This is a genomic window from Streptococcus sp. V919, from assembly GCF_054353475.1.
The window spans coordinates 1116119-1128605 of record NZ_JBTHHY010000001.1 but is presented as its reverse complement, the minus strand read 5'-3'; the positions used below and the strand labels follow the sequence as shown (position 1 = coordinate 1128605).

At 39.7% G+C, this 12487-nt stretch carries 12 protein-coding genes and 1 pseudogene; 12 read left to right on the top strand and 1 reads right to left on the bottom strand.

Going from position 1 to position 12487, the window contains the following annotated elements; all coding sequences use genetic code 11:
* Window positions 1-25: 25 nt before the first annotated feature.
* From ACXYSK_RS05825 to ACXYSK_RS05805, 5 genes are all read left to right on the top strand, one after another.
* Window positions 26-1522, top strand: coding sequence for an ABC transporter permease (locus ACXYSK_RS05825; RefSeq protein ID WP_458625370.1), 1497 nt, complete (start codon window positions 26-28; stop codon window positions 1520-1522).
* The gene (oppC, locus tag ACXYSK_RS05820; protein WP_006150281.1) at window positions 1522-2448 is read left to right on the top strand and encodes an oligopeptide ABC transporter permease OppC; all 927 of its coding nucleotides are present in this window, start codon (window positions 1522-1524) and stop codon (window positions 2446-2448) included. Before ACXYSK_RS05825 ends, oppC begins: the two co-directional genes overlap by 1 nt.
* Before the next feature lie 8 nt (window positions 2449-2456).
* Window positions 2457-3524 carry an ABC transporter ATP-binding protein gene (locus tag ACXYSK_RS05815; protein WP_006150205.1) on the top strand — a complete coding sequence of 356 codons (1068 nt, stop codon included), beginning with the start codon at window positions 2457-2459 and terminating at the stop codon, window positions 3522-3524.
* Window positions 3525-3534: 10 nt separating this feature from the next.
* Window positions 3535-4461, top strand: coding sequence for an ATP-binding cassette domain-containing protein (locus ACXYSK_RS05810; RefSeq protein ID WP_458625369.1), 927 nt, complete (start codon window positions 3535-3537; stop codon window positions 4459-4461).
* Window positions 4462-4615: 154 nt separating this feature from the next.
* On the top strand, window positions 4616-4816 hold the full coding sequence (locus ACXYSK_RS05805) for a mechanosensitive ion channel protein MscL (protein ID WP_458625368.1): 201 nt from the start codon (window positions 4616-4618) through the stop codon (window positions 4814-4816).
* Window positions 4817-5162: 346 nt separating this feature from the next.
* On the opposite strand, the pseudogene ACXYSK_RS05800 reads toward ACXYSK_RS05805, so the two are convergent.
* Window positions 5163-7562, bottom strand: a pseudogene (locus ACXYSK_RS05800) (glycoside hydrolase family 95 protein); the annotation flags it as partial.
* Between the two features lie 282 nt (window positions 7563-7844).
* Here ACXYSK_RS05800 and ACXYSK_RS05795 point away from each other — a divergent pair.
* The 7 genes from ACXYSK_RS05795 (at window position 7845) to ACXYSK_RS05765 (ending at window position 12481) form a co-directional block, all read left to right on the top strand.
* Window positions 7845-8090: a YneF family protein gene (locus ACXYSK_RS05795; RefSeq protein WP_004251708.1), complete on the top strand. Its 246-nt coding sequence runs from the start codon at window positions 7845-7847 to the stop codon at window positions 8088-8090.
* A 208-nt stretch (window positions 8091-8298) separates the two neighbouring features.
* Window positions 8299-9093, top strand: coding sequence for a glutamate racemase (gene racE, locus ACXYSK_RS05790; protein ID WP_458625367.1), 795 nt, complete (start codon window positions 8299-8301; stop codon window positions 9091-9093).
* Window positions 9090-10061, top strand: a complete 972-nt coding sequence (locus tag ACXYSK_RS05785; protein WP_458625366.1) for a nucleoside-triphosphate diphosphatase — start codon at window positions 9090-9092, stop codon at window positions 10059-10061. The genes racE and ACXYSK_RS05785 overlap by 4 nt, the downstream gene beginning before the upstream one ends.
* Window positions 10037-10558, top strand: a complete 522-nt coding sequence (locus ACXYSK_RS05780; RefSeq protein ID WP_045614638.1) for a metallophosphoesterase — start codon at window positions 10037-10039, stop codon at window positions 10556-10558. Before ACXYSK_RS05785 ends, ACXYSK_RS05780 begins: the two co-directional genes overlap by 25 nt.
* The gene (gene cbpB, locus ACXYSK_RS05775) at window positions 10555-11016 is read left to right on the top strand and encodes a cyclic-di-AMP-binding protein CbpB (protein ID WP_049530037.1); all 462 of its coding nucleotides are present in this window, start codon (window positions 10555-10557) and stop codon (window positions 11014-11016) included. The genes ACXYSK_RS05780 and cbpB overlap by 4 nt, the downstream gene beginning before the upstream one ends.
* Window positions 11013-11747 carry a site-specific tyrosine recombinase XerD gene (gene xerD, locus ACXYSK_RS05770; protein ID WP_458625365.1) on the top strand — a complete coding sequence of 245 codons (735 nt, stop codon included), beginning with the start codon at window positions 11013-11015 and terminating at the stop codon, window positions 11745-11747. Before cbpB ends, xerD begins: the two co-directional genes overlap by 4 nt.
* On the top strand, window positions 11747-12481 hold the full coding sequence (locus tag ACXYSK_RS05765; RefSeq protein WP_016466838.1) for a segregation/condensation protein A: 735 nt from the start codon (window positions 11747-11749) through the stop codon (window positions 12479-12481). Before xerD ends, ACXYSK_RS05765 begins: the two co-directional genes overlap by 1 nt.
* Window positions 12482-12487: the final 6 nt, after the last annotated feature.

The window sequence follows — 12487 nt, the reverse complement described above, 5'->3', positions numbered from 1 at the left end:
CTTTTGGGATTTTAAAGGAAAAAATATGAAAAAATATGTTTTTATGCGTATCTTGCGGTCGTTAGTTTCTATCTTTTTAGTAACGACCTTGATTTACACAATCATCTATACGATGGTTCCACGGAAGTTGATCTTCAAACAAGATACTAACTACAATAAAATTGCAACAACAGCTGATAAACGGGATAACTATGAAAATACCGTTTTTGAGCGTATGGGTTATATCGAATATTACGATACGAAAGAGTTGCAGGAAAAAGCTAGTAGCATTGACCCTTCTGTAACTGTTGATGCAAACGATACAAATAAAGCTATCTACGAAAAATATATCCAACAACTTGGGAACGGTTGGACTTTAGGTGAGTTTACAGAGAGCGGTCAATTCTATGCGACTCGTGAAATCCCTATTTTCGAGCGTGTGTTCAAATTCTATGCAAACTTGCTTGATATTGACCATACAAACAAGATTCAAGACCCAGAAAATCCTAACTTAGAGCGTTATTTGCGTTTTGAAAACGATCCAGCTATCGGATGGTCTTTAGTAGGTTCAGGGACTAAACATAAATACCTCTTGTACTTCAACAGTCAGTTCCCATTTGTTCATCAGAACTTTGTGAACTTGAACCTAGGAGATTCTTACCCAACTTATGCGAATACTCCTGTACTTCAAGTTATCACACAAGGGCAAGGACAAACGAAGACTTCTGAAGTTCAATTCCCAACTGGTAAGAAAATGTCATCAGTCAATATCTACTCAAGAACATATAAATCTCCAAGTCAAGCTGATGCGCGTGAAGTAGCGAACTACGGTAAAGGTGATCCATATACAGCTACTGAAAGCAACTATCAGTATCCATCTATGATTACCAGTTCTGCTATTGCTGGTTTGATTGGCCTTGCAATTTCGTACGCGATTGCGGTCCCACTTGGTTCTGCAATGGCTCGTTACAAGAATACTTGGATTGATAGTTTCTCTACAGGAGCTTTAACATTCTTACTTGCTCTTCCAACTATCGCTCTTGTCTATATCATTCGTTTGATTGGTTCTTCAATTGGACTCCCTGATTCATTCCCTATCTTGGGTGCTGGAGACTGGCGTTCATATGTACTACCTGCAGTTATTCTTGGTTTACTTGGTGCTCCTGGTTTGGCTATCTGGATTCGTCGTTACATGATTGACTTACAATCACAAGACTTTGTTCGTTTTGCACGTGCAAAAGGTCTTTCTGAGAAAGAAATTTCAAACAAACACATCTTTAAAAATGCTATGGTACCACTCGTTTCAGGTATTCCAGGTTCTATTATCGGTGTTATTGGTGGAGCTACTCTTACTGAAACAGTCTTCGCCTTCCCAGGTATGGGTAAAATGTTGATTGACTCTGTAAAGGCGTCAAATAATAACATGGTTGTTGGTCTAGTTTTCATCTTTACTTGCGTCTCAATCTTCTCTTACTTAATTGGGGATATTTGGATGACAATTATTGACCCACGTATTAAGTTGACAGAGAAAGGAGGCAAATAATGTCTACAATTAGTAATGATAAATTTCAGTTTGTAAAACGCGATGACTTTGCCTCTGAAGCAATTGATGCTCCTGCCTACTCATATTGGGGTTCTGTTTTTAGACAATTTTTGAAAAAGAAATCAACCATCATCATGCTTGGTATTTTGATTTCAATCGTTTTGATGAGTTTCATCTACCCAATGTTTTCTGATTTCGACTTCAATGATGTAAGTAAGGTAAATGATTTTAGCGCTCGCTACATTAAACCAAATGCGGAACATTGGTTCGGTACAGATAGTAATGGTAAGTCTCTTTTTGATGGTGTCTGGTTTGGAGCCCGTAACTCTATCTTGATTTCCGTTATTGCGACCTTTATCAATATTGTAATTGGTGTTATTGTCGGCGGTATCTGGGGTATTTCAAAATCAGTTGACCGCGTCATGATGGAAGTTTATAACGTTATTTCCAACATCCCACACTTATTGATTGTTATCGTCCTAACATACTCAATCGGAGCAGGTTTCTGGAATTTGATTTTTGCCATGAGTGTAACGACTTGGATTGGGATTGCCTACTCAATTCGTATCCAAATCATGCGTTACCGTGACTTAGAGTACAACCTTGCTTCACGCACACTCGGAACTCCAACATACAAAATTGTCATTAAAAATATCATGCCACAATTGGTATCTGTTATTGTTACGACTACATCACAAATGCTTCCAGCATTTATCTCCTATGAAGCCTTTCTGTCATTCTTTGGACTTGGATTGCCTATTACAGTACCAAGTTTAGGTCGATTGATTTCAGATTATTCACAGAACGTAACAACAAATGCATACCTCTTCTGGATTCCATTGACAACTTTGGTCTTGGTATCCTTGTCACTTTTCGTAGTTGGTCAAAACCTAGCGGATGCTAGTGATCCACGTACACATAGATAGGAGTAGACATGACAAAAGAAAAAAATGTAATTTTGACTGCTCAAGATATTGTCGTGGAATTTGATGTTCGTGACAAAATTTTGACAGCTATTCGTGGAGTATCTCTGGAGTTGATTGAGGGCGAAGTGCTTGCACTCGTTGGAGAATCTGGTTCAGGGAAATCTGTTTTAACAAAAACTTTTACAGGAATGTTGGAAGATAATGGTCGTATTGCGAACGGTAGTATTCTTTACCGTGACCAAGATTTGACTGAATTTTCTTCTCATAAAGATTGGGAGCAAATTCGTGGTGCGAAGATTGCAACGATCTTCCAGGACCCGATGACCAGTCTTGACCCAATCAAAACAATCGGAAGTCAAATCACAGAAGTTATTGTGAAACACCAAGGGAAAACGGCTCAAGAAGCAAAAGACTTGGCGATTGACTATATGAATAAGGTTGGTATCCCTGACGCTGAGAGACGTTTTAATGAATATCCATTCCAGTATTCTGGAGGAATGCGTCAACGTATTGTTATTGCGATTGCCCTTGCCTGTCGTCCAGATGTTTTGATTTGTGATGAACCAACAACAGCCCTTGATGTGACCATCCAAGCTCAGATTATTGACTTGTTGAAAACACTTCAACAAGAATACCACTTTACAACTATCTTTATCACACACGACCTTGGTGTTGTAGCAAGTATTGCTGATAAAGTTGCAGTTATGTATGCTGGTGAAATCGTTGAGTATGGTACAGTTGAAGAAATCTTCTACGATCCACGTCACCCATACACATGGAGCCTCTTATCAAGTTTGCCACAGCTGGCTGACGATAAAGGAGAATTGTATTCAATTCCGGGAACACCTCCATCACTGTATACTGAATTGAAGGGAGATGCTTTTGCTCTTCGTTCAGATTATGCGATGAAGATTGATTTCGAAGAAAAAGCTCCTCAGTTTGCAGTATCTGATACTCACTGGGCTAAAACATGGTTGCTTGATGAACAAGCTCCAAAAGTTGCAAAACCAGCAGTAATTGCAGATTTACACGATAAGATTCGTGAAAAGATGGGCTTTGCTCATCTTGAGGACTAGGAGGAAGGAAATGTCTGAAAAATTAGTAGAAGTTAAAGACTTAGAGATTTCCTTCGGTGAAGGAAGCAAAAAGTTTGTAGCCGTTAAAAATGCAAACTTCTTTATCAACAAAGGTGAAACATTCTCTCTCGTTGGAGAATCTGGTAGTGGTAAGACAACAATTGGTCGTGCCATTATCGGCCTTAATGATACCAGCAAAGGGGATATCATCTTTGATGGACAAAAAATCAATGGTAAAAAATCACGTGAACAAGCAGCGGAATTAATCCGTCGCATTCAAATGATTTTCCAAGACCCAGCCGCAAGTTTGAATGAACGTGCAACAGTTGACTATATCATCTCTGAAGGTCTTTACAACCACCATTTATTTAAAGATGAAGAAGAGAGAAGAGAAAAAGTTCAAAATATCATTCGTGAAGTGGGACTTTTAGCTGAACACTTGACTCGTTACCCACATGAGTTTTCAGGTGGACAACGTCAACGTATCGGGATTGCTCGTGCCTTGGTCATGCAACCTGACTTCGTTATTGCGGATGAGCCGATTTCAGCCTTGGACGTTTCAGTACGTGCTCAAGTTTTGAACTTGCTCAAGAAATTCCAAAAGGAATTAGGATTAACCTATCTCTTTATCGCCCACGATTTGTCAGTAGTTCGTTTCATCTCTGATCGTATTGCGGTAATTTATAAGGGTGTCATTGTAGAAGTGGCTGACACTGAAGAATTGTTTAACAATCCAGTTCATCCATATACACAGGCACTTCTATCAGCTGTTCCTATTCCAGATCCAATCTTGGAACGTAAAAAAGTTTTGAAAGTCTATGATCCAGATCAACATGACTATGAAACTGACAAACCTTCTATGGTTGAAATTCGTCCAGGTCATTACGTTTGGGCTAACCAAGTAGAATTGGAACGCTATAAAAAAGAAATGAAATAATCACTAAAGTTTTATAATCTAGCTAGAAGGCTTCTAGTAAGATTATGAAACTTTTTTATTTTACAGATAAAAGCTTGATTATCTATAAAAAATTGATATACTGAATACAATGAAAACAGAATAGTAATAGTCGGAGTAATCAAGGGAGAATCGCATGGATCAACAACCAAATTTTTTTACCAACATGGCAAGAGTGATTGGAACATGTCTTTGGGTGAAAGGGATGGAAGTATTGACTGAAAAGAAGGAGTCCGAGCCAAAAGCTATAGAGTTTAGTCGCTTTCTTTTGGCGTTAAAACTAGAATCATCCTTACCTTGGATTCTGGGACTTTCTAAGAAAGAAGACAGAAAATGAAATTTATCTTGGATATTTTGTTTTATATCTTAGTGAAGCCACTGATTGCAATTGTAGAATTCATTTGGTATCTCATTTGCTTATTTTTTATGATTTCCTTACGAATGTATTGTATTCGATTTTTAATTGGTTTTTTAGTTTGTTTTAGAAACTAAAAATTGGGAGCAGTTACTTATAGATACTCCTATATAATTTTATTATCATAAAAAAGGATGGGAAATATTCCCTCCTTTTTTGTTTATATCAATAAGATTAACGTGAAAATTTATAAAGTTGATGCAAATAACAGAATTGTAGAGAGTCTAGGAAATAGACTAGATTTAGTTTAATCCATTTATGATGGTATAGGTAACTTTTCAAAGGTGATCACATCACCCTTTTGAGTCGCAAGTTGGATACGGTTATCTTTGAGGCGACTAGGTTGAACTTCCTTGCCATTAATCTTGATGATACTAGCTTCAATATTTGGGTAGTCTACGACTAAGTCTCCACCCGCATTAGAAAGGAAAGATAGTGTTTCAAGATTTCTTTCTTTCCATTTCATGCTGACTTCAAAGTTACCACGAGCTACGAGACCTGAGATTTGTCCGTCTTTCCAGGCATCTGGAAGGGCTGGTAATGGGGCAATGTAGCCTGTGTGAGACTGAAGGAGCATTTCTGCCATACCGCTGGTTGCACCAAAGTTCCCATCAATTTGGAAAGGCGCGTGCGTATCCCAGAGATTTTCTAGGGTTGAGGATCTGAGCTGTTCTGCCAATAAACGGTGGGCACGATTTCCATCTAGGAGACGGGCCCAGAGGTTGATTTTATTAGCCTTAGACCAACCAGTTCCACCATCTCCACGGTGGTTTAGGGTTGCGCGTGCAGCTTCTAGATATTCATGCTGATCCTTGCCAAATAGAGTACCTGGGAAGAGTCCAACTAGATGGGAAACGTGACGGTGGTGGTTTTCAATGCCTTCGTTAGTGAATTGCGGGCTGTCTTCCTCGTACCATTCCTTGATGTGGCCTTCTTGATTGATATGAAGTGGTTTGAGCTTGTCAAATTTAACCTTTACTTCGGTTACCAAATCTTGGTCGACCTTCAGATGATTAGCTGCTTCCATATAGTCGTGGAATAACTGCCAAACTAGAGATTGGTCGAAGGTATTTCCGATCGTGATAGTACCATGCTCTGGCGAGTAAGATGGAGAAGAAACCCAACGGTCACTGGCCTTGTCGTAGTGCAAGAAGGAATTCCAAAACTTGGCAGTTTCCTTGAGCATTGGATAAATCTTTTCTTTGAGATAAGTTTCATCCTTGGTGAATTTGTAGTAGTCATAGACGTTCTGCATCATCCAAGCATTGGCAGCAGGAGACCAACCCCAATAGTAGTTCCAACCAGGAGTAGTCCAGCCAAATGGTGTCGCCTGGGTATGAACCAGCCAACCGTTTTCTTGACCTTCTTTGGACTCGATACCTGCATATTCTTTAGCAGCGATACGGCCATAGTAACGCATATCATCGATATAATTGATCATTGGCTTAGCCGTTTCTGCAAGATTGTTCATGTAGGCAGGCCAGTAGTTCATTTGTAGGTTGACATTGAGGTGGTAGTCAGAATTCCAAGGTGGATTATCTACTGCATTCCAGACTCCTTGCAAGTTAGCAGGAAGGGCATCTGTCCGGTCACGAGAAGAGCTGATGAGGAGGTAACGGCCGTATTGGAAGAAGAGCTCTTCTAGTTGTTGTCCTTTTTTAGGATCATAGGTTTGGAGAGCTTCTTTTGTCGTTTGGCTAGACTTGTTACCGCCAAGATTCAGTTGGACACGATTGAAGAGACTTTGATAGTCCTTGATGTGGTTATTTTTTAGAGTTTCATAATCTTTTGCCTTGGCAGCTTCTACGATAGACTTAACAGTATTTTCTACGTCAATATCCTTGCGGTAATTGGTTTTTGGATTTTGAGCATAATTAGTCTTGGCACTGAGTAAAAGGGTCGCATAGCTGGCTCCAGTGACAGTCAAATAGCCATCTTGGGCAGTGACTTGTCCATCTGTCTTGATTCCAAGATAAGAGGCAAATTGAAGGCCATTGTCTTTGACAGTCCCCTTGAGCAAGATACCATTTGAATCGGTCGTGACTGCCCCTTGTTTATACTTCGAATATTCCCAAGAGTAGTCACCATTCGCAAGTAAATCCTCTGTCAAGCTATTCCAAAGGGTAAAATCGAGAGTCTTATCCCCTTTTTTACTCAAGTGAGTCACAGTAACATCATCCGGATAGCTAGAGAAGGTTTCGCGTTTAAAGTTTGTTCCGTCCTGGCTATAAGAAGTGGTCGTGATAGCTTCGGTAATATCTAAGTCACGGTGATAGTCGGTAACGTTCTCCAAACCTTTCTTTTGATTGTTAAAGACCATAAAGATATCACCGAAAGATAAGTAACGATCATACTGAGCATTGTTTGGACCCACTAGGTTGCGCTCTGCCAATTGTTTGGCTTTTTGACGGTTTCCTTCTTCTAAGGCTTTACGAATTTCTGCTAAGACCTTATAGCGGTCTTGATAGTTCCCCCCATTGTAATCGGTGCTATCAGGTTGTGGCCCACCAGACCAGAGAGTTTTTTCATTGTATTGGATTCTTTCTTCACCGATTAATCCAAAAATCTTAGCCCCCATTTCACCGTTTCCGACAGGCAAGGCTTGTTTTTCCCAGCCGTCATAAGAAGGAGCAGTTGGTTGATCATAATGAAGTTGATAGTTATTTTTATTTTCCATAGTTTTTTATTATTGAAGCAAGTAGTATAGTGAATTCTATGCTTTTACTATAGCAGACACATTAACTTATTGCAAGGTTTTAAAGGCCTCATTTGTTTATTTTAAGGACAGTGTATATTCTAGATTTTATAATGGATAGTATGCAAGCCTTTTTTATAGGTAAAGTGAATTAAAATGTTGCATAGTTGCTTTCTGAAAGCGCAAATCAAACTAGTCAGCAGTGGGACTTTATGGTATAATATAGTAGACTTTAAAAGAAACAGGAGAAATATTATGGATCTTATTTTAGCGATTGTCTTGATTGTTTTAGCTTTTCTAGGAGGTGCTCTAGGAGGCATGTACTTGGTGCGTAAACAAATTGAAAAAGAGTTTGCGGACAACCCACGTTTGAATGCAGAAGCAGTTCGCACCCTTTTGAGTGCTAATGGTCAAAAACCAAGCGAAGCTAAGGTACAACAAGTTTACCACCAAATCATTCGCCAACAAAAAGCAGCTCTTGCTAACAATAAAAAGAAATAAAATAGGAAAAGTCTGGGATGAAAGTTCCAGACTTCTCACTATGTTCAACTGATATTTAGAACTAAGACTTTTTCCTTGCATTCTATTGATATTTGATTATGATTAAGTTGGAGACAACTGATGACGAATCAGTCGGTCGGAAATTTCAGTAAGAAATGTAATGATAATGAACTATCAATCAGAATAATAAGACTAGAAAGAAGACTATATGGATAATCGACCAATCGGTTTTTTGGACTCTGGTGTTGGGGGCTTGACTGTTGTGCGGGAGCTCATGCGTCAGCTTCCTCATGAAGAAATCGTCTATATTGGAGATTCGGCACGGGCGCCATATGGCCCTCGTCCTGCTGAGCAAATTCGTGAATATACTTGGCAGTTGGTCAACTTTCTTTTGACCAAGGATGTCAAGATGATTGTCATTGCTTGTAATACAGCAACAGCAGTCGTCTGGGAAGAAATTAAATCCAAACTGGATATTCCTGTTCTTGGAGTGATTTTACCTGGCGCTTCAGCGGCTATCAAAGCAAGTCAGGGTGGCAAAATCGGAGTGATTGGAACACCGATGACAGTACAATCAGATATCTATCGTCAAAAGATACATGACTTGGATCCGGATTTACAAGTTGAAAGTTTGGCTTGTCCCAAATTTGCTCCTTTGGTCGAGTCAGGTGCTCTATCGACCAGTGTGACTAAGAAAGTCGTATACGAAACCCTACGTCCCTTGGTCGGAAAAGTGGATAGCTTGATTTTAGGTTGTACTCATTATCCGCTTCTTAGACCCATTATCCAAAATGTAATGGGGCCTAAGGTCCAACTAATCGATAGTGGAGCGGAGTGTGTACGCGATATCTCAGTCTTGCTCAACTATTTTGAGATTAACCGTAGTCGAGATGCGGCGCCACTTCAACACCGTTTTTACACAACTGCAAATAGTCAGAGTTTTGCTCAAATCGGAGCAGAATGGCTGGAAAAAAATATTCATGTGGAGCATGTAACATTATGACAAACAAAATTTATGAATACAAGGATGACCAGGACTGGTATGTTGGCTCCTACAGTGTTTTTGGTGGTATCCGTACTTTGACGGATGATGAGTTAGATTTTCCTTTGTTTGATTTAGCCAAAATCTTTCGAGATGAGGAAAGAGGATTTCCGCTTTCAGTTACCGTTTTACGTTATGCTTCAGCCTATCGCCTATTCTCTTTTGTGGTAGATATCCTCAATCAAGAAGCAAATCGAAACTTAGAAGTTATTCAACGCCAAGGAGCTTTGCTCTTAGTGGAAAACGGAAAGCTCTTGCATGTGGAATTGCCTAAAGAAGGAGTAAATGTTCAAGACTTTTTCGAGACAAATAAGGTCAGAGAAACCTTGCTCATAGCGACTCGTAACGAAGGGAAGACCAAGGAATTTCGAGCTATCTTTGACAAACTAGGTTATGACGTAGAAAATCTCAATGATTATCCAGCCCTACCTGAAGTTGCTGAAACGGGTATGACCTTCGAAGAAAATGCCCGCCTCAAAGCAGAAACTATTTCCCAATTAACAGGTAAGATGGTTTTAGCTGATGACTCTGGACTCAAAGTCGATGTGCTTGGTGGTCTACCAGGCGTTTGGTCGGCTCGATTCGCAGGAGTAGGGGCCACTGACCAAGAAAACAACGCCAAACTCTTGCACGAATTAGCCATGGTCTTTGATCTCAAGGACCGCTCAGCGCAATTTCACACAACCTTGGTTGTTGCTAGCCCAGGTAAGGAAAGCTTGGTCGTCGAAGCTGACTGGCCAGGTTACATTAATTTTGAACCTAAGGGTGAAAATGGTTTTGGCTATGATCCGCTATTCTTAGTAGGAGAAACTGGTAAATCATCAGCCGAATTAACCCTTGAAGAAAAAAATAGTCAATCCCACCGTGCCTTAGCCGTTAAGAAACTTTTGGAGGTATTTCCATCATGGCAAAGCAAACCATCATTGTAATGAGTGACTCCCACGGAGATAGCTTGATTGTAGAAGAAATACGTGACCGCTATCTTGGAAAAGTCGATGCTATTTTTCACGATGGTGACTCGGAACTTCGCCCAGATTCACCACTCTGGGAAGGAATCCAGGTAGTCAGAGGAAACATGGATTTTTATTCAGACTATCCAGAACGCTTAGTGACTCAACTGGGTCCTACCAAGATTATCCAGACTCATGGACACTTATTTGATATTAACTTCAACTTCCAAAAGCTTGATTTCTGGGCTCAAGAGGAAGACGCAGATATCTGTCTTTATGGGCACTTGCATGTTCCAAGTGCTTGGATGGAAGGGAAGACTCTCTTTCTAAATCCTGGTTCAATCAGTCAACCACGTGGAACTATCAGAGAATGTCTCTACGCTCGTGTGGAGATTGATGATAGCTACTTTAAAGTAGACTTTTTGACACGTGACCATGAGGTTTATCCAGGCTTGTCCAAGGAGTTTGCTCGATGATTGCCAAAGAATTTGAACAGTTTTTACTGGAGCAAGAGGAAACCTTTTTAACTCCTGCTGAAAATTTGGCTGTGCTCATTGATACTCATAATGCAGATCATGCAATTCTCCTCCTTAGCCAGATGACCTATACCAGAGTACCAGTCGTGACTGATGAGAAAAAATTCGTCGGAACTATTGGTCTTAGAGATATTCTTGCTTACCAGATGGAGCAGGGATTGAGTCAGGAAGCCATGGCAGATACGGATATCGTACACATGACCAAGAAGGATGTTGCAGTGGTAGCTCCGGATTATACATTGACAGATGTTTTACATAAGTTAGTGGATGAATCTTTCCTACCAGTTGTTGATAAGGATGGAATTTTCCAAGGGATTATTACACGGAAATCAATCCTTAAGGCTGTCAATGCCCTTCTGCATGATTTTAGTAAGGAATATGAGATTCGAAGCAAATGAGAGAATGGATTTCAGTATTTTTAGAAGAAAAACAAAATCTATCTAGTAATTCTAAGCAGTCTTATAAGTATGATTTGGAGCAGTTTTTGGATTTTGTTGGAAAACAAATTTCAGAGACAAGTTTAAAAATCTACCAAGCTCAATTATCAAATTTTAAAATGAGTGCCCAAAAGCGCAAAGTTTCTGCTTGCAATCAATTTCTTTACTTTTTATATCAGAAAGGAATGATTGGAACCTTTTACCGTTTGGAATTACTCAAACAGGCTGAGAAAAAACAAGGGAAGTCGGAACTTTTAGACCTCAGTTCTTTCTGGCAAGAAAGTGCTTATCCGGAAGGACGCTTGCTAGCCTTGTTAATAGTAGAATTGGGCCTCTTGCCGAGTGAAATTCTAGCCTTAAAAACAGGGGATGTGAACCTGGATTTTCAAGTTTTGAGAGTCAATAAAGCTTCTCAACAAAGAATCTTGAGCCTTCCCACAAATTTGCTTGCGGAGTTAGAGCCCTTGATGGGGCAGACCTATCTCTTTGAAAAAGCTGGGAAACCGTACTCCCGTCAATGGGCCTTTCGTCAGTTGGAAGCTTTTTTAAAGGAAAAAGGATTTTCAGATTTATCTGCCCAAGGATTGAGAGAACAGTTTATATTAAGACAAATCGAAGAAAAGGTTGACTTGTACGAAATTGCTAAAAAATTAGGATTAAAGACAGTCATGACCTTAGAAAAATATAGATAATGGATATTAAATTAAAAGATTTTGAAGGGCCTTTGGACTTGCTCCTACACTTGGTTTCAAAGTATCAGATGGATATCTATGATGTGCCGATCACAGAGGTTATCGAGCAATATCTAGCCTATATCTCTACATTACAAGCTATGCGTTTAGAAGTTGCAGGCGAATACATGGTGATGGCTAGCCAACTGATGCTGATTAAGAGTCGCAAGCTCTTGCCAAAGGTTGCAGAAGTGACGGATTTAGAGGATGACCTAGAGCAGGATCTCCTTTCTCAGATTGAGGAATACCGTAAATTTAAACTTTTGGGAGAGCAGTTGGAAGTGAAGCACCAGGAACGAGCTCAATATTACTCAAAAGCACCGACAGAGTTGATCTATGAGGATGCAGAACTTGTACATGATAAGACGACGATTGATCTTTTCTTAGCCTTTTCAACCTTACTGACCAAGAAAAAGGAAGAATTCTCTAAAAGTCACACAACAATCCTACGAGATGAGTATAAGATTGAAGATATGATGGTCATCGTTCGAGAAGCCTTGGTTGAAGGTCAACAATTATGTTTGCAGGATTTGTTTAAAGAAACCAAGGATTTACAAGAGGTCATTACACTCTTTTTAGCAACCTTGGAGTTGATTAAAACCCAAGAAATTCTCTTGATTCAAAAAGAGAGTTTTGGAGATATTTATCTCATGAAAAAGAATGAGGAAAATCAAGTAGAGCAGAGTCAAGCTTGATAGAGA